The 26,114-nt window shown below is 67.2% G+C and carries 29 protein-coding genes; 21 read left to right on the top strand and 8 right to left on the bottom strand.

Annotated features, from left to right (window positions below; all coding sequences use genetic code 11):
* Positions 1-64 precede the first annotated feature (64 nt).
* Positions 65-2,656, top strand: a complete 2,592-nt coding sequence (gene pepN, locus B9N75_RS06910) for an aminopeptidase N (protein ID WP_085218139.1) — start codon at positions 65-67, stop codon at positions 2,654-2,656.
* A gap of 58 nt (positions 2,657-2,714) precedes the next feature.
* Positions 2,715-3,164 carry a pyridoxamine 5'-phosphate oxidase family protein gene (locus tag B9N75_RS06905; protein ID WP_085218138.1) on the top strand — a complete coding sequence of 150 codons (450 nt, stop codon included), beginning with the start codon at positions 2,715-2,717 and terminating at the stop codon, positions 3,162-3,164.
* On the opposite strand, the gene B9N75_RS06900 is transcribed toward B9N75_RS06905, so the two are convergent.
* The gene (locus tag B9N75_RS06900) at positions 3,161-4,306 is read right to left on the bottom strand and encodes a DmpA family aminopeptidase (protein WP_085218137.1); all 1,146 of its coding nucleotides are present in this window, start codon (positions 4,304-4,306) and stop codon (positions 3,161-3,163) included. The two genes, B9N75_RS06905 and B9N75_RS06900, sit on opposite strands and share 4 nt — an antisense overlap.
* A gap of 50 nt (positions 4,307-4,356) precedes the next feature.
* On the opposite strand from B9N75_RS06900, the gene B9N75_RS06895 reads away from it, so the two are divergent.
* Positions 4,357-5,067: an SRPBCC family protein gene (locus tag B9N75_RS06895; RefSeq protein ID WP_085218136.1), complete on the top strand. Its 711-nt coding sequence runs from the start codon at positions 4,357-4,359 to the stop codon at positions 5,065-5,067.
* 85 nt (positions 5,068-5,152) lie between these two features.
* On the opposite strand, the gene B9N75_RS06890 is transcribed toward B9N75_RS06895, so the two are convergent.
* The 7 genes from B9N75_RS06890 to B9N75_RS06860 all read right to left on the bottom strand — a co-directional run bounded on the left by B9N75_RS06890 (position 5,153) and on the right by B9N75_RS06860 (position 10,941).
* Positions 5,153-5,506: a 4-fold beta flower protein gene (locus tag B9N75_RS06890; RefSeq protein WP_085218135.1), complete on the bottom strand. Its 354-nt coding sequence runs from the start codon at positions 5,504-5,506 to the stop codon at positions 5,153-5,155.
* Positions 5,507-5,669: 163 nt separating this feature from the next.
* Positions 5,670-6,464 (bottom strand): NTP transferase domain-containing protein, encoded by a 795-nt coding sequence (locus B9N75_RS06885; RefSeq protein ID WP_085219451.1) that lies wholly within the window; start codon positions 6,462-6,464, stop codon positions 5,670-5,672.
* A gap of 162 nt (positions 6,465-6,626) precedes the next feature.
* On the bottom strand, positions 6,627-8,129 hold the full coding sequence (gene rpoN, locus B9N75_RS06880) for an RNA polymerase factor sigma-54 (RefSeq protein WP_085218134.1): 1,503 nt from the start codon (positions 8,127-8,129) through the stop codon (positions 6,627-6,629).
* 107 nt (positions 8,130-8,236) lie between these two features.
* Positions 8,237-9,016: an LPS export ABC transporter ATP-binding protein gene (gene lptB, locus B9N75_RS06875; RefSeq protein ID WP_085218133.1), complete on the bottom strand. Its 780-nt coding sequence runs from the start codon at positions 9,014-9,016 to the stop codon at positions 8,237-8,239.
* Positions 9,017-9,138: 122 nt separating this feature from the next.
* Entirely contained in the window at positions 9,139-9,684 is a 546-nt protein-coding gene (locus B9N75_RS06870; RefSeq protein ID WP_085218132.1) for an LptA/OstA family protein, read from the bottom strand.
* On the bottom strand, positions 9,681-10,319 hold the full coding sequence (locus tag B9N75_RS06865; protein ID WP_085218131.1) for an LPS export ABC transporter periplasmic protein LptC: 639 nt from the start codon (positions 10,317-10,319) through the stop codon (positions 9,681-9,683). Before B9N75_RS06865 ends, B9N75_RS06870 begins: the two co-directional genes overlap by 4 nt.
* A gap of 4 nt (positions 10,320-10,323) precedes the next feature.
* A complete protein-coding gene (locus B9N75_RS06860) occupies positions 10,324-10,941 on the bottom strand; it encodes a ribonuclease D (protein WP_085218130.1) in 618 nt (205 codons plus the stop codon).
* Positions 10,942-11,026: 85 nt separating this feature from the next.
* On the opposite strand from B9N75_RS06860, the gene B9N75_RS06855 reads away from it, so the two are divergent.
* From B9N75_RS06855 to B9N75_RS06770, 18 genes are all read left to right on the top strand, one after another.
* Complete coding sequence (locus B9N75_RS06855) at positions 11,027-11,599, top strand: NifU family protein (protein ID WP_085219450.1); 573 nt, start codon at positions 11,027-11,029, stop codon at positions 11,597-11,599.
* Between the two features lie 12 nt (positions 11,600-11,611).
* Positions 11,612-12,211 carry a tRNA (adenosine(37)-N6)-threonylcarbamoyltransferase complex dimerization subunit type 1 TsaB gene (tsaB, locus tag B9N75_RS06850; protein WP_085218129.1) on the top strand — a complete coding sequence of 200 codons (600 nt, stop codon included), beginning with the start codon at positions 11,612-11,614 and terminating at the stop codon, positions 12,209-12,211.
* Entirely contained in the window at positions 12,208-12,681 is a 474-nt protein-coding gene (locus B9N75_RS06845; protein ID WP_085218128.1) for a GNAT family N-acetyltransferase, read from the top strand. The genes tsaB and B9N75_RS06845 overlap by 4 nt, the downstream gene beginning before the upstream one ends.
* Positions 12,682-12,802: 121 nt before the next feature.
* Positions 12,803-13,222 carry a Ros/MucR family transcriptional regulator gene (locus tag B9N75_RS06840; RefSeq protein WP_085218127.1) on the top strand — a complete coding sequence of 140 codons (420 nt, stop codon included), beginning with the start codon at positions 12,803-12,805 and terminating at the stop codon, positions 13,220-13,222.
* Positions 13,223-13,306: 84 nt separating this feature from the next.
* The gene (locus tag B9N75_RS06835) at positions 13,307-13,729 is read left to right on the top strand and encodes a Fur family transcriptional regulator (RefSeq protein ID WP_085218126.1); all 423 of its coding nucleotides are present in this window, start codon (positions 13,307-13,309) and stop codon (positions 13,727-13,729) included.
* Positions 13,730-13,747: 18 nt separating this feature from the next.
* Positions 13,748-14,488, top strand: a complete 741-nt coding sequence (locus B9N75_RS06830) for a lysophospholipid acyltransferase family protein (protein WP_085218125.1) — start codon at positions 13,748-13,750, stop codon at positions 14,486-14,488.
* Positions 14,489-14,496: 8 nt separating this feature from the next.
* Positions 14,497-15,828: a tRNA (N6-isopentenyl adenosine(37)-C2)-methylthiotransferase MiaB gene (gene miaB / locus B9N75_RS06825; RefSeq protein ID WP_085218124.1), complete on the top strand. Its 1,332-nt coding sequence runs from the start codon at positions 14,497-14,499 to the stop codon at positions 15,826-15,828.
* A complete protein-coding gene (locus tag B9N75_RS06820) occupies positions 15,828-16,823 on the top strand; it encodes a PhoH family protein (RefSeq protein WP_085218123.1) in 996 nt (331 codons plus the stop codon). Before miaB ends, B9N75_RS06820 begins: the two co-directional genes overlap by 1 nt.
* A gap of 145 nt (positions 16,824-16,968) precedes the next feature.
* On the top strand, positions 16,969-17,517 hold the full coding sequence (ybeY, locus tag B9N75_RS06815) for an rRNA maturation RNase YbeY (protein ID WP_085218122.1): 549 nt from the start codon (positions 16,969-16,971) through the stop codon (positions 17,515-17,517).
* 5 nt (positions 17,518-17,522) lie between these two features.
* Positions 17,523-18,431: a hemolysin family protein gene (locus B9N75_RS06810; protein WP_085218121.1), complete on the top strand. Its 909-nt coding sequence runs from the start codon at positions 17,523-17,525 to the stop codon at positions 18,429-18,431.
* Positions 18,428-19,807 carry a PQQ-dependent sugar dehydrogenase gene (locus B9N75_RS06805; protein WP_085218120.1) on the top strand — a complete coding sequence of 460 codons (1,380 nt, stop codon included), beginning with the start codon at positions 18,428-18,430 and terminating at the stop codon, positions 19,805-19,807. The genes B9N75_RS06810 and B9N75_RS06805 overlap by 4 nt, the downstream gene beginning before the upstream one ends.
* On the top strand, positions 19,804-20,583 hold the full coding sequence (locus tag B9N75_RS06800) for an enoyl-CoA hydratase-related protein (protein WP_085218119.1): 780 nt from the start codon (positions 19,804-19,806) through the stop codon (positions 20,581-20,583). Before B9N75_RS06805 ends, B9N75_RS06800 begins: the two co-directional genes overlap by 4 nt.
* 50 nt (positions 20,584-20,633) lie before the next feature.
* Positions 20,634-22,172 carry an acyl-CoA carboxylase subunit beta gene (locus tag B9N75_RS06795; protein ID WP_425292412.1) on the top strand — a complete coding sequence of 513 codons (1,539 nt, stop codon included), beginning with the start codon at positions 20,634-20,636 and terminating at the stop codon, positions 22,170-22,172.
* 321 nt (positions 22,173-22,493) lie between these two features.
* Positions 22,494-22,784, top strand: a complete 291-nt coding sequence (locus tag B9N75_RS06790; protein ID WP_085218118.1) for a hypothetical protein — start codon at positions 22,494-22,496, stop codon at positions 22,782-22,784.
* Positions 22,785-22,789: 5 nt separating this feature from the next.
* Positions 22,790-23,002: a hypothetical protein gene (locus B9N75_RS06785; RefSeq protein WP_157123734.1), complete on the top strand. Its 213-nt coding sequence runs from the start codon at positions 22,790-22,792 to the stop codon at positions 23,000-23,002.
* Positions 22,999-23,418, top strand: coding sequence for a methylmalonyl-CoA epimerase (mce, locus tag B9N75_RS06780; RefSeq protein WP_085218116.1), 420 nt, complete (start codon positions 22,999-23,001; stop codon positions 23,416-23,418). Before B9N75_RS06785 ends, mce begins: the two co-directional genes overlap by 4 nt.
* Before the next feature lie 191 nt (positions 23,419-23,609).
* Positions 23,610-25,754, top strand: coding sequence for a methylmalonyl-CoA mutase (gene scpA / locus B9N75_RS06775; RefSeq protein ID WP_085218115.1), 2,145 nt, complete (start codon positions 23,610-23,612; stop codon positions 25,752-25,754).
* Complete coding sequence (locus tag B9N75_RS06770) at positions 25,751-26,110, top strand: hypothetical protein (protein ID WP_085218114.1); 360 nt, start codon at positions 25,751-25,753, stop codon at positions 26,108-26,110. Before scpA ends, B9N75_RS06770 begins: the two co-directional genes overlap by 4 nt.
* Positions 26,111-26,114 lie beyond the last annotated feature (4 nt).

Here is a 26,114-nt window from a genome sequence, read left to right as displayed (position 1 = left end):
CCCTCGCCGCCGGGCGGTGCCCGGCCGCATTGCACCGGCCCCGCTCGGCGCCTAGATTTGCGACATGCTCGACATCCAGATCGCCGCCGCTGCGCCGCCGCCCTTCGTCCGCCGCGAGGAATACCGGCCGCCTGAGTGGCTGGTGCCCGAGATCGCGCTGGACTTCGATTTGGGCGCCGAGCGGACGCAGGTGCGCGCGACGTTGACCGTCGCGCGCAACGGCGATCATGCCGCACCGCTGAAGCTGGACGGCGAGGCGCTGAAACTGATCTCGCTGACCGTCGACGGCGCCGAGGCCGACTACAATCACGAGGCGGACGAGCTGACCGTGCCGATCGCCGGCGACCGCGCGGTCGTCGAAACATTGGTCGAGATCGCTCCCGCCGCCAACACCCAACTCATGGGCCTCTACGAATCAGGCGGCATCCTCTGCACCCAGTGCGAGGCCGAAGGCTTCCGCCGCATCACCTTCCTGCCCGACCGGCCCGACGTGTTGAGCCGCTATCGCGTCAAGATGACCGCGGACAAGGCGCGCTATCCGGTGCTGCTCGCCAACGGCGATCCCGTGGGCGCGGGCGATCTGGCGGACGGGCGGCACTGGGCGGAGTGGCACGATCCCTTCCCCAAGCCCTCCTATCTCTTCGCGCTGGTGGCGGGCGATCTGGTCGCCAACCGCGACAGCTTCGCGACGCGATCGGGCAAGACCGTCGATCTCGGCATCTGGGTGCGCGACGGCGATGTCGAGCGGACGCGCCACGCGATGGCGGCGCTGAAGGCTTCGATGGCGTGGGACGAGAAGGTCTACGGTCGCGAATACGACTTGGCCGTGTTCAACATCGTCGCCGTCGCCGATTTCAACTTCGGCGCGATGGAGAACAAGGGCCTGAACATCTTCAACTCGCGCTACATTCTGGCCGATCCCGACACCGCGACCGATGCCGACTACGACGCGGTCGCGGGCGTCGTCGCGCACGAATATTTTCACAATTGGTCGGGCAATCGCGTCACCTGCCGCGACTGGTTCCAGCTCTCGCTGAAGGAAGGCTTCACGGTCTTTCGCGACCAGCAGTTCAGCGCCGACCAGGGGAGCGCCGCGGTCAAGCGGATCGAGGACGTCCGCGCGCTCCGCGCCGCGCAATTCCCCGAGGATTCGGGCCCGCTCGCGCACCCGATCCGGCCGGAATCCTATATCGAGATCTCCAATTTCTATACCGCGACCATCTACAACAAGGGCGCCGAAGTCATTCGGATGCTCCACACCATCTTGGGGCCGGAGAAGTTCCGCGCCGGGACCGATCTCTATTTCGACCGGCACGACGGCGAGGCCGCGACCTGCGAAGATTTCGTCAAGGCGATGGAGGATGCGGGCGGCACCGACCTCGCTCTCTTCCGCCGCTGGTACAGCCAGGCCGGGACGCCGCGGGTGCGTGCGTCGCTGACCCATGACGCCGGCGCGGGCCGCGCGCATCTGACGTTGGCGCAGCAGGTGCCGCCGACGCCGGGCCAGCCGGTGAAGCAGCCGATGCCGATCCCGCTCAAGATCGCGCTGTTCGGCGAGCGATCGGGCGACAAGCTCGCCGACCGGCTGGTGCTGCTGGAGGGCGATGAACAGGAGATCGTGCTCGACGGCGTCGGCGAGCGGCCGGTGCTTTCGATCAACCGAGACTTCTCCGCGCCGGTGGTGGTGGAGGCGGAGCGCAGCGCCGCCGATCTCGCCTTCCTCTCGGCCAACGACGACAATCCCTTCGCGCGCTACGAAGCGATGCAGCAGTTGATGCTCGACACGCTGATCGCCGCGGCGGCGGGCCAGACGCCTGATCACCGCCCGGTGATCGAGGCAGTCGAGCAGACGCTGACCAATACGGACCTCGATCCCGCCTTCGTCGCCGAGGCCGTGCTGCTGCCGAGCGAGGCGTTCGTCGGCGATCAGATGCTGGTCGTCGATCCCGAGGCAATCCACCGCGCCCGCGAGGCGCTGCGCGCCGATCTCGGCACCGAGCTGGAGGGGCTGTGGCGCAGCGCCTATTCCGCGCATGCGGCCAACCGCTTCGAATATTCGCCCCCCGCCAAGGGCGCGCGGCGGCTGCGCACCGTGAGCCTCGGCTATATCGCCGCATCGGGCGCATCGGATGCGCCGCAGATGGCGAAGCGCCAGTTCGACAATGCCGACAATATGACCGACCGGCAGGGCGCGCTCGGCATCCTCGTCAATTCCGACGCGCCCGAGCGCGCGGCGGCGCTGTCGGCTTTCTACGATCGCTATCGCGCCGACGGGCTGGTGCTCGACAAATGGTTCGCGGTGCAGGCGCTCTCGACCCGGCCCGACACGCCCGATGCGGTGGCGGCGCTCGCCGAACATGTCGATTTCACGCTCGCCAACCCCAATCGGCTGCGTGCGCTCGTCGGCTCCTTCTCGGTCAATCAGCGCGCCTTCCACCGTGCCAACGGGCAGGGCTATCGCTTCCTCGCCGACATGATCCTCAGCGTCGACAAGCTCAATCCGCAGACGGCGGCGAAGCTGGTGCCCGCGCTCGGCCGCTGGCGCCGCTTCGACGAGGACCGCGCGGAGAAGATGAAGGGCGAGCTGCAGCGGATCGTCGCGACGCTGGGGCTCAGCAAGGACGTGTTCGAGCAGGCATCGAAGAGCCTCGCCTGACGAGGCATCCGTAAGCCTTCTTGCGCGTTGGGGCAGGCACCCAGCGTTGGAGAAGGATATGACCAGCAAGTCGCTCGCCGATCTCGCGGAAAAGATGCGCGACATCGATTTCACGATGCTTTCGACCAAGACATCGGGCGGCGCGATCCACGCGCGGCCGATGAGCAACAACCGCGACGTCGATTATGACGGCGATTCCTATTATTTCACCAATGGCGACACCGCGATGGTGGCCGAGATCGAGCGCGATCCCGAAGTCGGCCTAGCCTTCCAGGCCAAAGCCGGCATCATCGGCCAACGCCCGCTATTCGTGGCGGTGCAGGGCCGCGCCGAGCTGATCCGCGACCGCGACCGTTTCGCCGCGCACTGGACCAAGGATCTCGACCGCTGGTTCGAGCAGGGGATCGACACGCCGGGCCTGGTGATGATCAAGGTCCATGCGCATCACGCGCATTACTGGGACGGCGCCGAGGAAGGTGAAGTGTCGCTGGAGCGCGCGGCCGCCTAGGGCTGGCGCGGCGCGCGGCGGAGGCGGATCACCTCGTCGATCGGCAAGGCTTCGATCCGCCCGCCCGCGCCGTCCATCGCCTCGGCCTTGAACATCGAATTGAGCACCGCTTCCTCGGTCGCTTCGACGGCGGCGTGGAAGAGCGGCGTCATCGCCTCGTTGGGGAGTTCCGCATAGTTGGCCGCAGCGGCGCGGCGCGCGGGCGTGCGGCGGACATCGGGGTGCGTTGAGAAAGCGACGGCATAATCGCCCGATCCGTTGGTGATCGGCGATCCGGTGCGCCCGATCGCGAGGAAGGCACGGCGCGCGAGCCGCGTCAGATTGCGGTCGGAGAGCGGCGCATCGGTGGCGATGACGATGATGATCGAACCATCTCCGCCCGCCGGCGGCTCGGCGGGCGACAGATAGTGCCGCCCCATGAGCTGATCGAACGGCAGCCCGTCGATGGTGAGCGCGCCGCCGTAATTGCTCTGAACCAGCACGCCGATCATATGGCCACCGAGCTTTTCGGGCAGGCGGCGCGAGGATGTGCCAATGCCGCCCTTGTAGCCGAACGCCACCGTGCCCGTCCCGGCGCCGACCGCGCCTTCCGCCACCGGCCCGCCCTTCGCTGCGGCAATCGCCTTCTTGCCGTCGGCGATGGTGACGCGGCGCGCGCGGATGTCGTTGAGGAAGCCGTCGTTGGTCTCGCCGACCACCGCGTTGACCGAGCGCACCTCGCCATTGCCCGGCTGCGCTAGCGTCCATCCGATCGCCGCCGCCGCGGCCTCGGGCACCGACAGCGTGTTGGTGAGGAGGATCGGGCTTTCGATCTCGCCGAGCTCGGCGATCTGGGTCGATCCCATGAACTTGCCGAAGCCATTGGCGACTGCGAAGCCGGCGGGCACCTTGTCCTGGAAGAGGTTGCCGCCATGCGGCAGGATCGCGGTGACGCCGGTGCGCACCGATCTGCCCTCGATCCTGGTGACATGGCCGACTGCGACGCCCGCGACATCGGTGATCGCATTGGCCGGGCCGGTGGGGAGCACGCCGACGACGATCCCCGCCTCCCGTGCGCGTGGCCGATCGGCGGCGGACGCGGATGCGGCGAGGCTCGCCGCGCAGGCGATGGCGATGGCGGATCGGGTGGGCTTGCGGGGCATGGCGGAAAGCTAGAAGCTCGCCACGCCGCCCGCAACCGGTGGAGCGAGACATGACCGGCGATCATCAGGACCGCGTGCTGACCGAACTCGCCATCGCAGCGCCGGCGGACGCGGTGTGGCAGGCGCTGCGCGACAAGCAGAGCATCCTCCGCTGGTTCGGCTGGGATGCGGATACGCTCGACGCCGAGGTCGACATGATCTTCGCGCAATATGGCCGCGAGGAGGGGCGCACGCTGCATTTCGAGGGGACGCAGGACCGGTTCGAGGTGACGGCGGACGGGGCCGACGCCTGCCTGCTGCGTGTCGTACGCGCGGCTCCGGGGGACAGCGACGCGTTCGACGAAATGGCCGAGGGCTGGATCAGCTTCGGCAACCAGCTCAAGCTGGCGATCGAGCAGCATGGCCTGGCCGAGCGGCGGACGCTCTATTTTTCCGGAGCGTTGCGCGAGGGGCAGGCCGCACTCCTCCGCCAGCTCGGCATCGCGGTCGACACGCTATCGCCGCAGCTTCCGACCGGCGACGAAACCGGATCGCTCTGGCACCGGACGCCCTTCCAGGTGGGACTCACCATGCCGGGCTGGGGCCACGGTCTGCTGATCGCGATGGACATGCCTGCCGATGCCAAGCCCCCTAATGGCGCAGCCTCGGCGATCCTCACCACCTACGGGCTGGACGACGCGACATTCGCCGCGCTTGCAGCGCGCTGGAAGGACTGGTGGGACGAGCGCTTCGACAGCGCCCAGGCGCCGGCCTGCGAATGAGGCCTCGCCGCATCACACGGTTGGGCGGCCGCCGGGATCGGGGGGAGGGGGTTGTCCCGGCGGCCGGCCGCCCCCGTGGGGGTCTCTATTCGGCGGCCTGATCGAACAGCATCCGGCTTTCGGTGCCGCTCGATCCGGTTGCGTAAAGGCGGTTGAAGACGTCGGGATAGCCGTAATCGACGACGCCGCGACGGCTCGATCCCGGGCCCGGCGAGGGCATTTTTGGCGGCACGGGAACGGTGGGCGCGATCGCGCGGCGGGCGTGGACCGGCTTGTCGACCACCGTCTGCTTGAACCATTCGCCGACATAGCTGCCGTCCAAGCGGTGGACGCGCGACCCGAAAATCCGGCCGAGCGGATTGCCGTCGAGATCGTAGACATAGATTCCGGACAGGAAGCCGACGGTATGCCCGTCGGCATGGTACACATACATCGCCATCGCATAACCCCCGCGAACGAATCCGCCCGACCCCGCGTCGAACCGGCGAATCCTGGTTAACGCATGTCAGAATAGAGACTTGGGGGCCGCGCGCCAGCCTAATCAATATTGGGGATGCAACGCTTCGCCGCATGCCAAGCCCGGTTCGGCGGAGCCACGCTAATCAGCGGTTGTCGCGGGCCAGGATTTCCTCGGCGACGCGGTGCGTCCGCTCGTTGTCGACATCGATCGCGAGGCGTCCTTCGCCCTCGAAGACATGGGCGCCGATAACGACGCCGAAGCGACGCGAGACCGACTCGAAGATCTGGTCGAGCCGATACCAGCCGGTGCGGAAGCGCAGCAGATTGAGCAGCCCGAACGCCTTGACGATGCGCGCCGGATTCTTGCCGAACTGGCCGCCGTGGCGAAACGTCTCGGCTGCGTGCATCGCCTTGGCATCCTTGAGATAGAAGAGGTTGCAGTTGGAGAAAGCGCCGTCGCGGAACGCGTAGAAGCGCCGCTGCCCATCGGGATGTGCGGCGAGAATGTCCTCGCGCCGCGCCATGCCGGCGAGCGCCTCGACCGGGCGCGTCTCCGCCGCCGTGACGAAGCGGCGCATCGCGTCCGGCGTCATCAGCACATTGTCGGCAGTGGTGACCAGCAGCGGGAAGCCGGTGACCGCGGCGGCATCGACGATGCTGTCGACGATATGCGCGCGCGACGGCAGCAGGGTGAGCCGGCCCGCCGCCCGAAGCCGCACTACCGTCGGCTCTTCCGCCAGCACCGCTTCGTTCTCGATCGAGACGTGGAGCGGCGAATCGGGGAAGGCCGTGTCGCACGCCTCCAGCACCCGGACGATCATCGGCACGCCAACGACGGGCACCAGGCATTTGTGGCTGACACCGAACGCGGTGGCGAGCGCATCGGGCGCCCCCGGCCGGCGGCCGGCGAGGATCAGGACTTTGGGAGACGCAGGCATCGCCGCCACCCCTTCACCAAGGCTATGACAATCGCAAGATCGGGGTTTCGCGGTCGTCCATCTCGGACCGTCATGCTGAACTTGTTTCAGCATCCATCTCGATGAAGTCTGCGACCGTCCCCAACATGGACCCTGAAACGAGTTCAGGGTGACGGAAGGCTATCAGGCCGCGGCGCTGCCGATCGCCTTCTGGCGGCGGCGCTGGACCGAGGAGCCGATGCCGAGCGCCTCGCGATATTTGGCGACGGTGCGACGGGCGATGTCGAAGCCCTTGGCGCGGAGCAGATCGACGAGCTGGTCGTCGGAGAGGATCGCTTTCGCATCCTCGGCGCCGATCAGCGCCTTGATCTGGCTCTTCACCGCCTCCGCCGACACCGCATCGCCGCCGTCGGCCGACTGGATGCCGCTGGTGAAGAAATATTTGAGCTCGAACAGACCGCGGTCGCAGGCGAGATATTTGTTCGAGGTGACGCGGCTGATCGTCGATTCGTGCATCCCGATCGCTTCGGCGACGGTGCGCAGCGTCAGTGGCTTCAGCGCCGAGACGCCGTGGCGGAAGAAGCCGTCCTGCTGCTTCACGATCTCGGTCGCGACCTTGACGATGGTGCGCGCCCGCTGGTCGAGCGCCTTCATCAGCCAGTTGGCGCTCGCCAGGCATTCGCCGAGCCAGGCCTTGGACTGTTTGTCCTGCGCGCCCTGCGCCAGCTCGGTATAATAGGTGCGGTTGACGAGCAGCCGCGGTAGCGTCGCCGAATTGAGCTCGATCGCCCAACCCGAGGTGCGGCGGCCGACGAAGACGTCGGGCACCACCGGATCGCCGCCGCCACCGCCGTCGAAGCGGCAGCCGGGCTTGGGATCGTAGGCGCGAAGCTCGCGGATCATGTCGCGCATGTCCTCGTCATCGACCTCGCAGATGCGCTTCAGCGCGGCGAGATTGCCCTTGGCGAGATAATCGAGATTGTCGATCAGCCGCGCCATCGCCGGATCGTAGCGGTCGATCTCGCGCGCCTGGATGGCGAGGCATTCGGCAAGGCTGCGCGCGCCGATGCCGGAAGGATCGAATGTCTGAATGACGCCCAGCACGCGCTCCACCTCGACGAGCGCGATGCCGAGCCGCTGCGCGATGTCGAGCAGCGACGCGGTGAAATAGCCGGCCTCGTCGATAAGCTCGATGATCTGCTGCGCGACGACCAGATCGGCGGCATCGAACGCCGTCCCGGCCTGCGCCATGAGATGTTCGTGGAGCGACAGATCGGCGCCGGCGATTGCGTCGAAGTCCATCCCCTCGCCGCTGCCGCCGCCCTCGGAGCCGCCGAGGCCGAGACCGCCGTCCATGCCGGGGCCGGAGCCCTGCATCGCATCGGCGGCGCTGTCCTGATGGAGATTTTCGTTGTCGCGATCGATGTCGAGCGCGCCGTCGCCGCCTGCGCTGAATGAATCCTCGATGTCGGGCGCGTCGCCGCTGTCGGTCTCCGGCGCTTCGGGCGCGGTGGGATCGGCTGGATCGGCGCCTGCTTCCAGCAGCGGATTCTTCTCGATCTCCTGGGCGATGAAACCCTCGATCTCGAGGTTGGAGAGCGCCAGCAGCCGGATCGCCTGCTGGAGCTGCGGCGTCATCACCAGCGATTGTGTCTGCCGAAGATCGAGGCGGGGTCCTAGCGCCACTTTAGTTCCCGATCAGTCTCTTCCCGTCACCCCGGCGAAGGCCGGGGTCCATCGTGCGCTGGACTGGATCACGGCATTCGCCGGGATGACGTAAAGGGAGACGGCCGTCACAGCTCGAAGCTCTCGCCCAGATACAGGCGGCGGACATTCTCGTCGGCAACCAGTTCGGCGGGGCTGCCCGCGAACAGAACCTGGCCGTCGTAGATGATGCAGGCGCGGTCGACGAGATCGAGCGTCTCGCGGACGTTGTGATCGGTGATGAGCACGCCGATGTCGCGCTTCTTCAGTTCGAGCACCAGATCGCGGATGTCGGAGATCGAGATCGGATCGATACCGGCGAACGGCTCGTCGAGTAGCATGATCGACGGGTCCGCCGCCAACGCGCGCGCGATCTCGGCGCGGCGCCGCTCGCCGCCCGACAGCGCCATCGCGGAGGAATCGCGCAGCCGCTCGATATGGAATTCGGACAGCAGCTGCTCGAGCCGCTCGGCGCGGACGGCAGGATCGGGCTCGGCGACTTCGAGCACCGCCATGATGTTCTGCGCCACCGTAAGCCCGCGGAAGATCGAGGTTTCCTGCGGCAGATAGCCGAGCCCCAGGATCGCGCGGCGGTACATTGGGAGGCCGGTGATGTCGTTGCCGTCGAGCAGGATGCGGCCCGCATCGGGCTTCACTAGCCCCATCACCGAATAGAAGCAGGTCGTCTTGCCGGCGCCGTTGGGGCCGAGCAGCCCGACGACCTCGCCGCGATCGACGCCCAGCGAGACGTCTTTCAGCACCACCTTCTTGTCATAGGATTTGGCGATCGAGATCACCGACAGGCCCAGCTCCATATGGCCGAGCGTCGATGCCTCATCGGGTCTGGCAAGAGTGGCTACGTCGTTCATCGTCCCCGCTTCGATTGGGATGTAGGCGAAGCTCCGCCCCGGCTCAACTGGCAAGCTTTATGCATAGCCGTCTTGGCGGGCGATTTTCGCGATGGACGGCAATCGCTTCCTCAGGCGCCTCGTCAGGTTCCGGGATTGTTGGCGCCAGCGCGTTGCGGAACGGTGAACGTGCCGGTGACGCGTCCGCCGCCCGAATTCACTCCGGCCGGCGCGCCGCCATCGACCACCGCGCGGCCGCTGTCGAGATCGATGGTCAGCCGCCCGCCGCGCACGACGTTGCGGCCCTGCGTCAGCGTGACGCCGCCGATCATGGTGATGAGCCGCCGGTTGAGATCATAGATGGCGCTGTTGCCCTTCGCCGTCTCGGACGGGCTGGTGACGGTGACGCCGCCGCTCGCGTCCAGGCGGTCGATCTCGATCCCGCCGCCGCTCGAATAAGCGACGGTCACGCGCGAAGCGTTGAGCGTAAGACCCGCCTGCTTGGCGACGACATTGCCCGAGAAGATCGCACGATCGGCGCGGTCCTGCACCTCGATGCGGTCCGCGGCGACATCGACCGGCGCGTTGCTGTTGTGGCCCTTCAGCGCCGAGGTGCCGCTCTGCGCGAGCGCACTTCCCGCCAGGATCAGCGCGCCGAGGCCCGCCAGGCTGTTCTTGACTGCACTCATCTCACCCCACCCTGTTCGATCCGGAGGCGTGCGCGGCCGGTCAGCACGACCTTGCGCTCGCCCAGATCCGCCTGGACATTGTCTGCCGAGAAGCGCCCCAGCGGCATCGACCCCTCAATACCGTCCTGTCCGCTCAGCGTTCGCGTGGTCATGTCGACAGCGACGTCGCGGGTTTCAAGCCTGTAGCCGTCGGTGGTGTTGAAAAGAATGGGGCCGATCACGTTCACCGTCTCGGTATCCAGATTGTAGCGCGCCTTGTCCGCGGTCAGATTGGCGGGGCCGTTCTCCAGCCCCATGCGCGCCGACATGCCGAGGATATCGACGATCGGCTCACGCGAGGTCTGCTGCACGGCGGAACGTGCATCGATGCTGAACGGGCGGCCCGCATCATCCTCGCCGCGATAGCGGGCGGAGGCGACGCGCATCCGCTCCTTCGCCACCTCGACCTTGTTCTTGTCGAGGATGAAGGAGAGATCCTTGTCCTTGCCGAGCGGGACGAGCGCGAGGAAGGCGAGCAGCATGCCGATGCCGGCGGGCAGCGCGATCTTGAGGATGCGGACGACGCGATCGTGCGCGCCGCCGGGCGAGGCCCACCCCTGCTTGCGCTCGCGCTCCCTGCTGGCGGCCTCGGACATGGGATCAGACGTGCGCGAAGATATCGACCTCGTCCCAGCCGGCGAGATCGAGCAGCGCGCGGTGGGGCAGGAAATCGAAACAGGCCTGCGCCAGATCGGCGCGCCCCTCGCGCGCCAGCCGCTCGTCGAGCTTCTCGCGGAGCTGGTGGAGGTAGCGGACGTCGGACGCGGCATAATCCTTCTGCGCGTCGGAGAGCTCGGGCGCGCCCCAGTCGGAGCTCTGCTGCTGCTTGGAGATTTCCTGGCCCAAGAGCTCCCGCACCAGCTCCTTCAGGCCATGCCGGTCGGTATAGGTGCGGATCAGCCGCGACGCCGTCTTGGTGCAATAAACGGGCGCCGGCATGATACCGAGATAGGCGCGGACGATCGCCAGATCGAAGCGCGCGAAATGGTAGAGCTTCAGCCGGTTGGGATCGGCGAGCACGGCCTTGAGGTTGGGCGCGGCGTAATCGCTGCCCGGCGCGAAGCGGACGAGATGCTCGTCGCCGCGGCCGTCGGAAATCTGGACGACGCACAGCCGGTCGCGGCCCGGGCGCAGGCCCATCGCTTCGGTGTCGACGGCCACCGGGCCGTCCGCAAGCACGCCTTCGGGAAGGTCTTCTTCATGAAAATGCACGGTCATGCGCCCCGCATAGGCCGATGCGCCGCCACCCTCAATGGCCGATCGGGGCCTTGATCGCGCGCGGCTTTCCGCCCACATGCCGGCCATGCTGATCCAGACCGAGACCACGCCCAATCCGGCGACGCTGAAATTCCTGCCCGGCGAGACGGTGATGGGCGCCGGCACGCGCGATTTCGCGACGCCCGAGGAAGCGGAAGCGAGCCCGCTGGCGCACGCGATATTCTCGACCGGCGACGTCGAGGGCGTGTTCTTCGGCCGCGACTTCATCTCGGTGACCGCGGGCGCGGGAGTCGATTGGACCTATCTCAAGCCCGAAGTGCTGGGCGTGCTGCTCGATCATTTCGCCAGCGGCGCGCCGCTGTTCAACCCGGGGAGCGCGGCGGGCATCGCGGTGCCGGCAGCCGAGGCTATCGACGACGATCCGGCCGACGCCGACATCGTTGCGCAAATCCGCGAACTGATCGAGACGCGCGTCCGCCCCGCAGTGGCGCAGGACGGCGGCGACATCGTCTATCGGGGTTTCCGCGAGGGCAAGGTGTTCCTGGCGCTGCACGGCGCCTGCGCGGGATGCCCGTCCTCCACCATGACGCTGAAGAACGGGATCGAGGGGCTGCTCAAACATTATGTACCCGAGGTCGAGTCCGTCGAAGCCGTCTAGGACCGCGCGCGGGTGATCCTCGCGATCAGCAGCTCGACCGCGGCCTGCTCCGCGGCACTGATCCAGCGCGGCGACCTGATCGACGAGCGGCACGAGCTGGTCGGCCGTGGCCACGCCGAGTGGCTGATGCCGATGATCGCCGATCTGCTCGCCGGGCGGCGCCCGGATGCGATAATCGTCGATTGCGGGCCGGGCAGTTTCACCGGCGTGCGCGTCGGCCTCTCCGCGGCGCACGGCCTTGCGATCGGATGGGGCGTGCCGCTCAACGGCTGCTCGTCCACTGCGCTGCTTGCCGCGGCCGCGGACGCGGAGGGCGAGATCGGCGTTGCGCTTATCGGGGGACATGGCGAGCTTTTCGTGCAAAACTTTTCGCATGATCCCCTGTCGCCTCTCGATGCGCTGCGATCGCTTGCGCCCCAGGCTGCCGCGGCGGCGATCGGGGCCGAGGCGGTGACCGGATCGGCGGCCGAGGAACTGGTCGCACTCCGCGGCTTCGGGCGCGCGATCGCCGCCCTCCCCCGCGCCGCCGATGCGCGGCTGCTGCCGGACGAACTCGCCAGCCTGCCGCCGACCCCGCTCTACGGCCGCGCGCCCGACGCGAAACCAGCATGACCACCGCCGAGATCAGCATCGACGCCGGCAGCCTGCTCGACATCGAAGCGGTGATGGCGGTGATGGACGACAGTTTCGACGCCGCGTTCGGCGAGGCGTGGACGGCCCCGCAATGCGCGGGGCTGATGCCGATGGCGGGCGTCTGGCTGACCCTCGCGCGGCGCGGCGACGAGGCCGTGGGCTTCTCCTTGTCGCGAGTCGTGTTGCGTGAGGCGGAACTATTGTTGCTCGCAGTGCGCCGTGACGCGCAGCGCAGCGGCACAGGACGGGCGCTGCTCGACGCCTTCATCCATTCCGCAGCGGCGCGCGGCGCCGAGCATCTCCATCTCGAGGTGCGCGACGGCAATGCAGCCGTAAAACTCTATTCCGCCGCCGGTTTTTCGGAAGTCGGACGTCGTCCTGCTTACTATCGCGGGAGTGACGGGCAAGTCTTCGATGCGCTGACCTTGGCGAAGTCGATCCACAACTGATCCGTCATTTGCGGATCATTGCCATATGAAAATTGCACCCTTGTAAAGCCGTGCAATTTGGATCATTCCGCCCAACATCCGAACTCCTCCCCGAAACTCGGACAACAAGGCGAAACATCAGATGGCACAAAGCGACGAAATCAACGAGACGCTGATCACCCTTACCGCCGACATCGTGTCGGCCCATGTAAGTAACAACAGCGTTGCCGTTTCGGACCTGCCGACGCTCATTCAGAACGTCCACTCGGCGCTGAACGGACTGGGCCAGGCCGCGCAAGAACCGGAGGCCAAGCTTGAGCCTGCGGTGTCGATCCGCTCCTCGATCAAGCCCGATTACATTGTGTGCCTAGAGGATGGAAAGAAGCTGAAGATGCTGAAGCGGCATCTGATGACCCATTACAGCATGACCCCGGACGAGTATCGTCAGAAGTGGGGCCTCAACGCCGACTATCCGATGGTCGCGCCGAACTATGCCGAGCAGCGCCGCACGCTCGCCAAGAAGATCGGCCTCGGCACCAAGCGCCGGACGGCGCGCAAGTAAGGACGCGATGCGCCGGGCCGTCCCGAGCGGGCGGCCCGGCGCCCGCGGTTTGACGGGCGGCAGAAGTTAGCTAAAGCTAAAGTCATGCACCGCACCATCGATATCGAGGCGCTCTGCGCCGAAAAAGGCCTCAGGATCACCGAGCAGCGCAAGGTGATCGCGCGCGTTCTTTCCGAGTCCGAGGATCACCCCGACGTGGAGACGCTGCACCAGCGCGCCGCCGCGGTCGACCCCGGCATCTCGATCGCCACCGTCTATCGCACGCTCCGGCTGTTCGAGGATGCGGGCATCCTGGAACGGCATGATTTCGGCGATGGCCGCGCGCGCTACGAGGCGATGTCGGAAAGCCATCACGACCATCTGATCGACGTGGAATCGGGCAAGGTGATCGAGTTCGTCGACGACGAGATCGAGGCGCTGCAGCGCAAGATCGCCGAGAAGCTCGGCTTCCGGCTCGTCGATCACCGAATGGAGCTTTACGGCGTCGCGCTCGACCGCAAGGCCTGATCGAAGACCCGGCGGGCGATGCACCGCCTGATCCTCCGCGTCGCCGGTATCGTCCTGACGCTGCTGGCGTTGCTACCACTCCACTATCTCTGGAAGATCGCTGGGCGTCCCTCGCCCTGGCCGCGCCGCTTCCTGGGCCGCGTGGCGCGGATCGCGGGGATGCGCGCGTCCGTTTTGGGGCAGCCGCTCCCCGGCCACGTCCTCTTCGTCTCCAATCATCTGAGCTGGCTCGACATCCTGCTGATCGCCGGCGCCTCGGGCGCGTCGTTTGTGTCCAAGGCTGAAGTCGCGGACTGGCCGGTGGTCGGCTGGCTGGCGCGGCTCCATCGCACCGTCTTCGTCGCCCGCGCCGAGCGATCGGCGGTGAAGGGGCAGGCCGATGCGCTGCGCGGCGCGCTCGCCGCCGGGCAGCCGATGGCGCTGTTCCCGGAGGGCACGACCGACGCGGGCGCCCTCGTCCTCCCCTTCCGCCCCAGCCTCTTCGCCTCGCTCTACCCGCCGCTGCCCGGCGTACACGTGCAGCCGGTGGCGATCGACTATGGCGCGGCGGCGGACGATATCGCCTGGGTCGGCACCGAAAGCGCGCTCGCCAATGTCCGCCGCGTCCTTTCGCGCCGTGGCACGACGCCGGTGACTTTGCGCTTCCTGGCCCCGATCGATCCCGAGGCGGCTGGCGACCGCAAGGCACTGGCGGCGGCGGCGCGGGACGCCATCGTCGCCGCGCTGGGCGCTTCCGCCCGGCCCGCCGATCCCTTATAGGCGCGCCGATGAAAGACCCGCGGACCTTCCACGTCAAATCCTTCGGCTGCCAGATGAACGTCTATGACGGCGCGCGCATGGCGGAGCTGCTGGAGGCCGAAGGCATGACCGCCGCCGGCGACGGCGCATCTGCGGACCTCGTGGTGCTCAACACCTGCCACATCCGCGAGAAGGCCGCCGAGAAGGTCTATTCGGACATCGGCCGCTTGCGCCGCGATGACGGCACGCGGCCGATGATCGCCGTCGCCGGCTGCGTCGCGCAGGCCGAAGCCGCCGAGATCCCGCGTCGCGCCCCAAGCGTCGACATCGTCGTCGGCCCGCAGGCCTATCACCGCCTGCCCGCGATGATCGGCGCGGCGGCGAGGGGCGGCCGCGCGATCGACACCGACATGCCTGCCGAGACCAAATTCGGCGCGCTCCCGGCGCGGCGGCGGCAGGGACCGACCGCCTTCCTGACCGTGCAGGAAGGCTGCGACAAATTCTGCACCTATTGCGTCGTCCCCTATACGCGCGGCGCCGAGATCAGCCGGCCGTGGGCCGCGATCGTCGACGAGGCGAAGGCGTTGATCGATGCCGGCGCGAAGGAAATCACCCTCCTCGGCCAGAACGTCAACGCGTGGGAAGGCGAGGACGAGACAGGCCGCGTGCAGGGGCTCGACGGCCTAATCCGCGCGCTCGACCGTCTGCCCGGCCTTGCTCGCATCCGCTACACCACCAGCCATCCCAACGACATGACCGACGGGCTGATCGCCGCGCATGGCGACGTCGAGACGCTGATGCCCTATCTCCACCTGCCTGTGCAGTCGGGCAGCGACCGGGTGCTGAAGGCGATGAACCGCAGCCACAGCGCAGCGAGCTACCTCGCCATTCTCGATCGCGTCCGCGCGGTCCGTCCCGACATCGCAATCTCGGGCGATTTCATCGTCGGATTCCCCGGCGAGACCGAGGTGGAGTTCACCGCGACGCTCGAGATCGTTTCGGCGGTGAACTACGCGCACGCTTATTCGTTCAAATACTCCCCGCGCCCCGGAACTCCGGCGGCGGGCATGGACGGACAGGTGGATGCGGCAGTGATGGACGAGAGGCTGCAACGGCTGCAGGCGCTGCTCACGGAGCAGCAGATGGCATTCAACCGCGCCACAGTCGGCCGCCGCACGACCGTGCTGCTTGAGCGCAATGGTAAGAAGCCCGGCCAGAAGATCGGCAAATCGCCCTGGCTGCAATCGGTGCATGTCGAGGGCGATGCCGCGATCGGCGATCTGGTCACCGTCGATATCGCTTCGGCCGGCCCGAACAGCGTGGGCGGCATCCTGGTCTCTCCCGAACGGAAAGCGGCCTGATGGCGAAGAAATCGGACGCGGCAGCGCCGGGCGAACGCGCGCGGCTGGAGATCGAGTTCGAGCAGCCGCACCTGCTGGGGCCGCTGTTCGGCGAGTTCGACCGCAACCTCGTCGCCATCGAGGACCGGCTCGGCGTCTATATCGCCGCGCGCGGCAATCGCGTGCAGATCGAGGGCGATCCGGAGGCCGCGGCGCGCGCGCGCGACGTGCTGGCGGGTCTCTACAACCGGCTCGACCGCGGCGAGGATATCGACGCGGGCACCGTGGACGGCGTCATCGCCATGTCGGCGCAGCCGACGCTGGACGGCATCGTCGCGCGCGACGTCGCCGATCCGCCGAAGGTGATGATCCGCACGCGCAAGAAGACGATCGTCCCGCGCTCCAAGACGCAGATCGAATATATGGAAGCGCTGGCGCGCGACGACATGATCTTCGCGCTCGGCCCCGCGGGCACCGGCAAGACCTATGTCGCGGTGGCGCAGGCGGTGCAGCAGCTCATCGGCGGTAGCGTCGACCGGCTGATCCTCTCGCGCCCCGCGGTCGAGGCGGGCGAGCGGCTTGGTTTCCTCCCCGGCGACATGAAGGAGAAGGTCGATCCCTATCTCCGCCCCTTGTACGACGCGCTTTACGACATGCTGCCGACCGAGCAGGTGGAGCGGCGCATCGCCAGCGGCGAGATCGAGATCGCGCCGATCGCCTTCATGCGCGGCCGCACGCTGAACGACGCCTTCATCATCCTCGACGAGGCGCAGAACACCACGCCCGCGCAGATGAAGATGTTCCTTACCCGCTTCGGCATGCGCAGCCGCATGGTGATCTGCGGCGATCCGCGGCAGGTCGATCTGCCCGACATCGGCAAGTCGGGCCTCGGCGACGCGGTCGGCAAGCTCGAGGGGATCCCCAAGATCGCGATGATCCGCTTCGGCGCCGCGGACGTGGTCCGCCATCCGCTGGTCGGTCGGATCGTCGAGGCCTATGAAGGGCCCGACGAGTGAGGGCGCTTCGCTCCAAGGATGACCCCTCCCCCTTGCGGGGAGGGGCTGGGGTGGGGGTGCGCAGCGAAGCTGCGCGCCGTCCTTTGGACGGCACCCGCCTCCCTACCCTCCCCCACAAGGGGGGAGGGATTATGGCGCGGCAGCCATGATCCTCGTCGAATCCGATGCTTCGGGAGACTGGGAGCGAAGCGGCGGTTGGGACGCCCTCGCCGAGGGCGCGGTGCGCGCGGCGGTTGCGGCGAGCCGCCACGCGGCGCTGATCGACAGCTCGCTCGCCGTCGAGGTTTCGGTCAAATTCACCTCCGACGAGGAAGTGCGCGCGCTGAACGCCGCCTATCGCAACAAGGACAGGCCGACCAACGTCCTCTCCTTCCCGCTGTTCGACGCCGAGCTGCTCCCCGATATCGCCCGCGCCGACAGCGGCGAGGCGTTGCTCGGCGATATCGTGCTGGCGCACGGCGTCTGCGCGGCGGAAGCGGAGACGAAAGGCGTTGCGGTCGCCGTCCATGCCACGCATCTTGTGGTTCATGGCACGCTGCATCTGTTAGGCTATGACCATGAGGCGGGGGAGGAGGATGCGGAGGCGATGGAGCAGGTGGAGCGCGTCGCGCTCGCGTCGCTCGGCATCGCCGATCCCTATGCCATTCCCCCCGACGACGATTTCCTTCAAGTCACCAGCGAGGTGCGATCCTAAGCTCGATGTCCGACGACGATAGTAGCACCGCCCAGCCGAACGGGCGCACATTCTGGAGCGGTCTTCGGACCCTCCTGTTCGGCGAGGACAGCGAGGCCACGCTTCGCGACCAGATCGAGGAAGCGATCGAAAGCCACGAGGGCGAAGTGCCGATCATCGGCGACCTAACCTCGATCGAGCGGCAGATGCTGCGCAACCTCCTCCATTTCGGCGAGCGGACCGCGACCGATATCGCGGTGCCGCGCAGCGACATTATCGCGGTGCCCGCGACGGCGAGCTTCGACGATCTCGTCGCGGCCTTCGTCGATGCGGGGCACAGCCGCCTGCCGGTCTATGCCGAGAGCCTCGACAGCGTGATCGGCATGATCCACGTCAAGGACGTATTCGCGCTCCGCGTCGCCGGCGCCGCGCCGCCCGGCGACATCAAGGATCTGATCCGCAGCCCGCTCTATGTGCCCGAATCGATGGGCGCGCTCGATCTGCTCGCGCGGATGCGGGGCGAGCGGGTGCATCTCGCCATCGTTGTCGACGAATTCGGCGGCACCGAGGGGCTCGTCACCATCGAGGACGTCGTCGAGGAGATCGTCGGCGAGATCGAGGACGAGCATGACGAGGAGCTGCCCGGCCTGCTGGTCGCGCTCGACGACGGCGCGTGGGAGGCCGACGCCCGCGCCGAGCTGGAGGATGTCGCGCGGTTGATCGACGCGCGGATCGCCGACGTGAACGACGATGTCGAGACGATCGGCGGCCTCGCCACCGTGCTTGCGGGGCATGTCCCCGATGTCGGCGAGATCGTCGAACATGCCAGTGGCTGGCGGCTGGAAGTGCTGGAGCGCGATTCGCGCCGCGTCGCGCGGTTGCGCCTGTTGCCGCCCGACGAAGGCGCTCTGATGACCGAGGGAGACGAGGAATGATCCGGGTCCATACCGCCGCCGCGCTCGCCGCGCTGACGCTCGCCGCCGCCTGCGGCCGCCCCGCGCAGCTCCAGGTGGCGGAGGTGACGGGACCCAACCCCAAGATCGTCGAGCCGCGCAGCTCGCTGTTCCCGACCGTCAACACCGCGGACGCGACCGGCTGGGGCGAGGGGCAGGCGCCGCGCGTGATCGCCGGGCTCCAGCTCAACGCCTTTGCGGCGGGGCTCGATCATCCGCGCTGGGTCTACGTCCTTCCCAACGGCGACGTACTGGTCGCGGAATCGAACAAGCCGCCCAAGCCCGAAGGCAGCGGCGGCATCAAGGCCTGGGTGCAGGGGCTGGTAATGAAGAGCGCGGGCGCTGGCGTGCCGAGCGCGAACCGCATCACCCTGCTCCGCGATGCCGACGGCGATGGCGTGGCGGAGGTGAAGACGCCGTTCCTCACCGGGCTCTTCTCGCCCTTCGGCATGGCGCTGGTCGGCGACACGCTCTACGTCGCCAATGCCGACGCTGTGGTCGCCTTTCCCTATGAGGAAGGCGCGACGCGGATCACGGCCAAGCCGCGCAAGGTCGCCGCGCTTCCCGCCGGCCGGAACCATCACTGGACCAAGAGTCTCGTCGCCAGCGCCGACGGCAGCCGCCTCTACGTCGGCGTCGGATCGAACAGCAACATCGCCGAGAACGGCCTCGACGAGGAGGTCGACCGCGCCGCGATTCTCGAGATCGACCCGGCGAGCGGCAAGAGCCGCGTCTATGCCTCCGGGCTCCGCAATCCCGTCGGCCTCGCCTGGAACCCGGAGACCGGCCAGCTCTGGACTTCGGTCAACGAGCGCGACGAGATCGGCAGCGACGTGCCGCCCGATTATATGACGAGCGTCCAGCCCGGCGGCTTCTATGGCTGGCCCTGGTCCTATTGGGGCAAGCATGTCGATGCGCGCGTCGAGCCGGCGCGGCCCGACATGGTCGCCAAGGCGATCACCCCCGATTATGCGCTCGGCCCGCACACTGCCTCGCTCGGCCTCAGCTTCGCGACCGGCGCGCGGCTCGGCGACGGTCTCGCCAACGGCGCCTTCGTCGGCCAGCACGGATCGTGGAACCGCAAGCCCAGGAGCGGCTACAAGGTGATCTTCGTTCCGTTCGCGGGCGGCAAGCCGGCGGGCATGCCGATCGACATCCTCACCGGCTTCCTCAGCGCTGACGACAAGGCGCTCGGCCGGCCGGTGGGCGTGACGATCGCGAAGGACGGATCGCTGCTGGTGGCGGACGATGTCGGCAACCGCATCTGGCGCGTCAGCAACCGCCGCGCGATGGCCGAGCGGCCGATTTCGCTCGGCGACGCGGCAAAGGCCGGGCAGGCGGCATCGCGCGAGCCATGACCTACACCCATATCCGCCTCGATCCCGGCAAGGTCGCGACGATCACGCTGGCGCGGCCCGAGCGGCTCAATGCGCTCAGCGCGGCGATGATCGACGAGATCACAGCGGCCGTCGGCGAGGTCACGGAGTCGGATGCGCGCGCGCTACTGATCACCGGCGAGGGGCGCGGCTTCTCTAGCGGCGCGGACCTCGCCGCGGACGCCGGCAGCGGCCTGCCCGAGGATGTCGGCGCGTCGCTGGAGCAGCATTTCAACCCGATGATCGAGGCGCTGTTCGCGCTTCCGATACCGATCGTCACCGCGGTCAACGGCCCGGCGGCGGGCGCCGGGTGCAGCCTCGCGCTTGCCGGCGACATCATCATGGCGGCCGAATCCGCTTATTTCCTCCAGGCGTTCGTCAACGTCGGGCTGATCCCGGATGCCGGCGCCAACTGGCTGCTGCCGCGCCTTGCCGGGCGCGCGCGGGCGATGGAGATGATGATGCTGGGCGATCGCATCCCGGCCGCGACCGCGCTGGACTGGGGCATGATCAACCGCGTCGTCGCCGACGATGCGCTGCCGGGCGAGGCGCGCGCGATGGCGGAGCGACTGGCGAACGGCCCCACCGTCGCCCTGGGCCTCATCCGCCGCATCGCGCGCGAAGCGGAGCACAGCAGCCTGAGCGAAATCCTCGCCGCCGAGCGCGCCGGGCAGAAGACCGCGGGCGAGAGCGGCGATTTCAAGCGCGCCGTCTTCGCCTTCCTCAGCAAGCAGCCGCCGGTGTTCGAGGGGCGCTGAGCCGGCCACCCGCCGCCTTTGTTGCCTTCCGCGGCAAGCTCTGGAAAAGGATGGCCATGACAGACATCATCGAACAGCTCGAAGCGCGGCGCGCGGAAGCGCGGGCCGGCGGCGGCGAGAAGAGGATCGCGGCACAACATGCCAAGGGCCGCCTCACCGCACGCGAGCGGGTCGAGGTGCTGCTCGATCGCGGCAGCTTCGAAGAATATGACATGTACGTCGAGCATAATTGCGTCGACTTCGGCATGGCCGAGCAGAAGGTACCGGGCGACGGCGTCGTCACCGGATCGGGCACGATCAACGGCCGCTTGGTCTTCGTCTTCGCGCAGGATTTCACCGTCTTCGGCGGATCGCTCTCCGAACGGCACGCGCAGAAGATCTGCAAGGTGATGGACATGGCGATGAAGGTCGGCGCGCCCGTCATCGGCCTCAACGACAGCGGCGGCGCGCGCATCCAGGAAGGCGTCGCGAGCCTCGGCGGCTATGCCGAGGTCTTCCAGCGCAACGTGCTGGCATCGGGCGTCATCCCGCAGATCAGCCTCATCATGGGCCCGTGCGCGGGCGGCGCGGTCTATTCGCCGGCGATGACCGACTTCATCTTCATGGTGAAGGATTCGAGCTACATGTTCGTGACGGGCCCGGACGTCGTGAAGACCGTCACCAACGAAGTGGTGACGCAGGAGGAACTGGGCGGCGCGATCACGCACACCGCCAAATCGGGCGTCGCCGACGTCGCGTTCGAGAATGACATTGAGGCGCTGCTCGCGACCCGCGACTTCTTCGATTTCCTGCCGCTTTCCAACCGCCACCCGCTGCCCGAGCGCGAGTGCGCCGACGCGTGGGACCGGATCGACGAGAGCCTCGACACGCTGATCCCGGACAGTGCGAACAAGCCCTACGACATGCACGAGCTGATCCGGAAGACCGTCGACGACGGTGATTTCTTCGAGGTGCAGCCCGCGCATGCCGCCAACATCATCACCGGCTTCGGGCGGATCGAGGGGCGGACGATCGGCATCGTCGCCAACCAGCCGATGGTGCTCGCCGGCGTGCTCGACATCGCAAGCTCCAAGAAGGCGGGGCGCTTCGTCCGTTTCTGCGACGCCTTCGATATCCCGATCGTGACCTTCGTCGACGTGCCCGGCTTCCTGCCCGGCGTCGCGCAGGAGCATAACGGCATCATCAAGAACGGCGCCAAGCTGCTCTTCGCTTATGCCGAGGCGACCGTGCCCAAGATCACCGTCATCACCCGCAAGGCCTATGGCGGCGCCTATGACGTGATGGCGTCGAAGCACCTGCGCGGCGATTTGAACTACGCTTGGCCGACCGCCGAGATCGCGGTGATGGGCGCCAAGGGCGCGGTGGAGATCATCTTCCGCAAGGACATCGGTGACCCCGAAAAGATCGCGGAACGCACCCGCGAATATGAAGCCCGCTTTGCCAACCCCTTCGTCGCCGCGAGCAAGGGCTTCATCGACGAGGTCATCATGCCGCACTCGACACGGCGCCGGATCGCGCTCGGGTTAAGGAAGCTCAGGGACAAGCAGCTTGAGAACCCGTGGAAGAAGCATGACAATATTCCGCTGTGACGAATCCCCTCATTGGCATCCTGCTGTTGGCTATCTCGATAATTGCAAGTCGCCGTCTGATTAATGACTGGAAAGCGCGCAGCATGGTATTTATCGGGCGCATTCGCGATTGGGGCCCCTTTGACCGCGACACCCAGCCAGTACGCTTTTGGTTATGTATAGTGTGGGCCGCACTGTTCAGTCTTTCCTTTCCCTTTTGGCTTTTATCTCTCCTAGAGAAGCAATCCACATGATCTTCGGTCATCTCAGACCTAGTGGCGATTGGCTTGCGAGACATGGTGCTGCACATTACAATGACATTGTAATGCCAAGGAGACAGAGATGCAGACCGAGCGCGTGACGTTCCTGACCACGCCCGACCAGAAGGCGGCGCTGGATGCGTTTGCGTCGAGCAACGGCATGTCGGTGGGGCATGTCGTGCGCGAGGCCGCCAATCGGTACATTTCCGAGGGCGCGGGCGATGACGAGGCGGCGCTGGCTGCGTTGATCGACGAGGTCAATGATGCGGTGCCGCGGATGCGCGCAGATCTCCAGCAGTCGATCGCGGCAATAAGGGCCGCGAATGCGCGCGTGGATGCGATACTGAGCGACGAAGGCGTGCGGCGGCTATGAGCACGATGGGCGATGCGCTCAAGGCGTTTCAGAGCGTACTGTTGATGCGGGAGGATATCCGCTCGCTCAAGGAGGCGTCGCTGGAGCAGAGTGAACGCCTGACCAAATTGGCCGAGGCGCATGCCGCATTGCGCGACCGGGTGAGCAGGCTGGAAGGGATCATCGAGGGCGCGGCAATGGCATCCGGCCGTGCCGCGTCGCCAAGGATCGAAGGATGAAACTCGGCCGTATCAACCATGTCGGCGTTGCCACGCCTTCGATCGACCAATCGATCGCTGCCTATCGCGACCTGATGGGCGCGACGGTGATCGGGGTGCCGTTCGACCTGCCGGCACAGGGGGTGCGAGTGTGCTTCGTCGATACGCCCAACACGCAGATCGAACTGATCGAGCCGCTGGGTGCGGACTCGCCGATCGTGAAGTTTCTGGAGAAGAACCCGCAGGGCGGGCAGCATCATGTCTGCTTCGAAGTGCCGGACATCGACGCGGCGCGGGCGTGGTTCGACGATAAAGGCGCACGTATCCTCGGGCCGACGCGGACCGGGGCGCATGGCACGCCGATCTTCTTTCTGCACCCGAAAGACATGGGCGGAGTGCTCACCGAGATCATGGAGAGCCCGGGTGACGAACATTGAACTCCTCTCCCCTTGCGGGAGAGGATACGGAGACTTGCTCGCGCGCGAGCTAGTCGCAGTTGGAGAGGGGTTGCGAGGCATGGTCTCGCGCGGCGCGTTGCGCCGCTTACCCCTCACTCAGCTCCGACTAGGCGGCGGAGCCGCCAAGTCTGCGCAACCCTCTCTCGCAAGGGGAGAGGGGGAGGTTTGTTATGTCTGATAAGAAACCCACCCGCGCCGACTGGGAGGCCCTCGCCGCCAAGGAGGTGAAGGGCCGCGATCTTACCTGGCACACGCCGGAGGGGATCGCGGTGAAGCCGCTTTATACGGCCGAGGACGTGGCCGACATCGACCCCGGCCTCCCCGGCTTCGCGCCTTTCACGCGCGGCGTGCGTGCCTCGATGTACGCGGGGCGGCCGTGGACGATCCGCCAATATGCCGGCTTCTCGACCGCCGAGGAATCGAACGCTTTCTACCGCCGCAACCTCGCCGCGGGGCAGAAGGGTCTCTCCGTCGCCTTCGATCTCGCCACCCACCGCGGCTATGACAGCGACCACCCGCGTGTCACCGGCGATGTCGGCAAGGCGGGCGTTGCGATCGACAGCGTCGAGGACATGAAGATCCTGTTCGACGGCATCCCGCTCGACAAGATGTCGGTGTCGATGACGATGAATGGCGCGGTGATCCCGATCCTCGCCTTCTTCATCGTCGCGGGGGAAGAGCAGGGTGTTGCTCAGGAGATGCTGGACGGCACGATCCAGAACGACATCCTGAAAGAGTTCATGGTCCGCAACACCTATATCTACCCGCCCGAGCCGAGCATGCGGATCATCTCGGACATCTTCGCCTTCACCTCGGCCAACATGCCGAAGTTCAACTCAATCTCCATCTCCGGCTATCACATGCAGGAGGCCGGCGCCACGCAGGTGCAGGAGCTCGCCTTCACCATCGCCGACGGCATGGAATATGTGAAATATGGCGTGGCCTCCGGCCTCGACATCGACAGGTTTGCGGGCCGCCTCTCCTTCTTCTTCGCGATCGGCATGAACTTCTTCATGGAGATCGCCAAGCTGCGCGCGGCGCGCGTGCTGTGGTACCGGGTGATGACCAGCCTCGGCGCGAAGGATGAGCGATCGAAGATGCTGCGCACCCACTGCCAGACGTCGGGCGTCAGCCTCACCGAGCAGGACCCGTACAACAACGTCATGCGCACCACGATCGAGGCGATGGCGGCGATGCTGGGCGGCACTCAGAGCCTCCACACCAATGCGCTCGACGAGGCGATCGCGCTGCCGACCGACTTCTCCGCCCGCATCGCGCGCAACACCCAGCTCGTCATCCAGGAGGAGACGGGGATGACCAACGTCGTCGATCCGCTCGGCGGCTCCTATTATGTCGAGGCGCTGACCCAGCGGCTGGTCGACGAGGCGTGGGCGATCATCGAGCGGGTCGAGGCCGAGGGCGGAATGGCGAAGGCCGTCGCCGCGGGCTGGCCCAAGGCGATGATCGAGGAAGCCGCCGCGGCCGCCGCCGCGCGGATCGACCGCGGCGAGCAGGTGATCGTCGGCGTCAACCGCTATCGCAAGGCCGAGGAGGATCCGATCGAGATCCTCGATGTCGACAATCACGCGGTCCGCGAAGCGCAGATCCGCCGCATCGCGAAGGTGAAGGCCGAGCGGGACGAGGCCGCGTGCCAGTCCGCGCTGGGCGCGCTGCGCGAAGGGGCGAAGCGCGACGGCAATCTCCTCGCCCTTGCCGTCGAATGCGCGCGCCGCCGGGCGACGCTCGGCGAAATCTCGTCGGCGATGGAGGATGCGTTCGGGCGTTATGGCACCAACCCGGCGCCGGTGTCGGGCGTCTATGGTGGCGCATATACCGGCGATGCACGCTGGACCGGGCTGGTCGACGGCGTCGAGATGGTCGGCAAAAGGATGGGCCGGAAACCGCGGCTGCTGGTCGCCAAGATGGGGCAGGACGGGCACGACCGCGGCGCCAATCTCGTTTCCAGCATGTTCGGAGATCTGGGGTTCGAGGTCGTCCCCGGCCCGCTGTTCCAGACACCCAAGGAAGCCGCCGCGCTCGCAGTCGAAAGGCAAGTCGACGTAGTCGGCGCCTCCAGCCTCGCCGCCGGGCACAAGACGCTGGTGCCGGAGCTGATCGGCCATCTGAGGGACATGGGCCGCGCCGACATCAAGGTGGTGGTCGGCGGCGTCATCCCCGCGCAGGATTACGACATGCTGCGCGAGGCGGGGGTGCAGGGCATCTTCGGCCCCGGCACCAATCTGATCGACGCCGCGGGCGAGGTGCTGAAGCTGCTCGGCCACAACCGCCCGCCGGTGGACGAGGCCGCGGAATGACCGACGACGACGAAGCCCCGCTGTCGGGTGAGGACCGGCACCGCGCCGAGACCCTGCTCTATGATCACTTCAAATTCCTGACGACGCTGTCGCTGTTGGCGCTGGGTGGCGTGCTGACGCTCAGCCAGTCCGGGCAGATCGAGCCTATGACGGTGCGCCAGGTCTTGCTCGTGCTGGCGCCGATCAGCATCGGCGGCGCCTGCGCGCTTTCCGGCGCGACCGGCATCGTCGCCGCCCGCCATGCGGGTAAGGAGCCCCGGCAGCGCCAGCTCGGCCTCTATCGCCGCGTCTCGGTGCTTGGCATCGGCATCGGCACCGGCGGTTTTCTCGCCCTCTTCATGGACGCGCTGCGATGACGAC

The organism is Allosphingosinicella indica (genome assembly GCF_900177405.1).
Classification (GTDB): Bacteria; Pseudomonadota; Alphaproteobacteria; order Sphingomonadales; family Sphingomonadaceae; genus Allosphingosinicella; species Allosphingosinicella indica.
The sequence above is the reverse complement of the archived record's forward strand: the minus strand, read 5'-3'. Positions and strand labels throughout refer to the sequence as shown.

Bases quoted from the DNA above. Each gene is read 5' to 3' on its own strand.
- pepN (WP_085218139.1), top strand. From the start codon at position 65: ATGCTCGACATCCAGATCGCCGCCGCTGCGCCGCCGCCCTTCGTCCGC.
- B9N75_RS06905 (WP_085218138.1), top strand. From the start codon at position 2,715: ATGACCAGCAAGTCGCTCGCCGATCTCGCGGAAAAGATGCGCGACATC.
- B9N75_RS06900 (WP_085218137.1), bottom strand. From the start codon at position 4,306: ATGCCCCGCAAGCCCACCCGATCCGCCATCGCCATCGCCTGCGCGGCG.
- B9N75_RS06895 (WP_085218136.1), top strand. From the start codon at position 4,357: ATGACCGGCGATCATCAGGACCGCGTGCTGACCGAACTCGCCATCGCA.
- B9N75_RS06890 (WP_085218135.1), bottom strand. From the start codon at position 5,506: ATGGCGATGTATGTGTACCATGCCGACGGGCATACCGTCGGCTTCCTG.
- B9N75_RS06885 (WP_085219451.1), bottom strand. From the start codon at position 6,464: ATGCCTGCGTCTCCCAAAGTCCTGATCCTCGCCGGCCGCCGGCCGGGG.
- lptB (WP_085218133.1), bottom strand. From the start codon at position 9,016: ATGAACGACGTAGCCACTCTTGCCAGACCCGATGAGGCATCGACGCTC.
- B9N75_RS06870 (WP_085218132.1), bottom strand. From the start codon at position 9,684: ATGAGTGCAGTCAAGAACAGCCTGGCGGGCCTCGGCGCGCTGATCCTG.
- B9N75_RS06865 (WP_085218131.1), bottom strand. From the start codon at position 10,319: ATGTCCGAGGCCGCCAGCAGGGAGCGCGAGCGCAAGCAGGGGTGGGCC.
- B9N75_RS06860 (WP_085218130.1), bottom strand. From the start codon at position 10,941: ATGACCGTGCATTTTCATGAAGAAGACCTTCCCGAAGGCGTGCTTGCG.
- B9N75_RS06855 (WP_085219450.1), top strand. From the start codon at position 11,027: ATGCTGATCCAGACCGAGACCACGCCCAATCCGGCGACGCTGAAATTC.
- B9N75_RS06845 (WP_085218128.1), top strand. From the start codon at position 12,208: ATGACCACCGCCGAGATCAGCATCGACGCCGGCAGCCTGCTCGACATC.
- B9N75_RS06840 (WP_085218127.1), top strand. From the start codon at position 12,803: ATGGCACAAAGCGACGAAATCAACGAGACGCTGATCACCCTTACCGCC.
- B9N75_RS06835 (WP_085218126.1), top strand. From the start codon at position 13,307: ATGCACCGCACCATCGATATCGAGGCGCTCTGCGCCGAAAAAGGCCTC.
- B9N75_RS06830 (WP_085218125.1), top strand. From the start codon at position 13,748: ATGCACCGCCTGATCCTCCGCGTCGCCGGTATCGTCCTGACGCTGCTG.
- miaB (WP_085218124.1), top strand. From the start codon at position 14,497: ATGAAAGACCCGCGGACCTTCCACGTCAAATCCTTCGGCTGCCAGATG.
- B9N75_RS06820 (WP_085218123.1), top strand. From the start codon at position 15,828: ATGGCGAAGAAATCGGACGCGGCAGCGCCGGGCGAACGCGCGCGGCTG.
- ybeY (WP_085218122.1), top strand. From the start codon at position 16,969: ATGATCCTCGTCGAATCCGATGCTTCGGGAGACTGGGAGCGAAGCGGC.
- B9N75_RS06810 (WP_085218121.1), top strand. From the start codon at position 17,523: ATGTCCGACGACGATAGTAGCACCGCCCAGCCGAACGGGCGCACATTC.
- B9N75_RS06805 (WP_085218120.1), top strand. From the start codon at position 18,428: ATGATCCGGGTCCATACCGCCGCCGCGCTCGCCGCGCTGACGCTCGCC.
- B9N75_RS06800 (WP_085218119.1), top strand. From the start codon at position 19,804: ATGACCTACACCCATATCCGCCTCGATCCCGGCAAGGTCGCGACGATC.
- B9N75_RS06795 (WP_425292412.1), top strand. From the start codon at position 20,634: ATGGCCATGACAGACATCATCGAACAGCTCGAAGCGCGGCGCGCGGAA.
- B9N75_RS06790 (WP_085218118.1), top strand. From the start codon at position 22,494: ATGCAGACCGAGCGCGTGACGTTCCTGACCACGCCCGACCAGAAGGCG.
- B9N75_RS06785 (WP_157123734.1), top strand. From the start codon at position 22,790: ATGGGCGATGCGCTCAAGGCGTTTCAGAGCGTACTGTTGATGCGGGAG.
- mce (WP_085218116.1), top strand. From the start codon at position 22,999: ATGAAACTCGGCCGTATCAACCATGTCGGCGTTGCCACGCCTTCGATC.
- scpA (WP_085218115.1), top strand. From the start codon at position 23,610: ATGTCTGATAAGAAACCCACCCGCGCCGACTGGGAGGCCCTCGCCGCC.
- B9N75_RS06770 (WP_085218114.1), top strand. From the start codon at position 25,751: ATGACCGACGACGACGAAGCCCCGCTGTCGGGTGAGGACCGGCACCGC.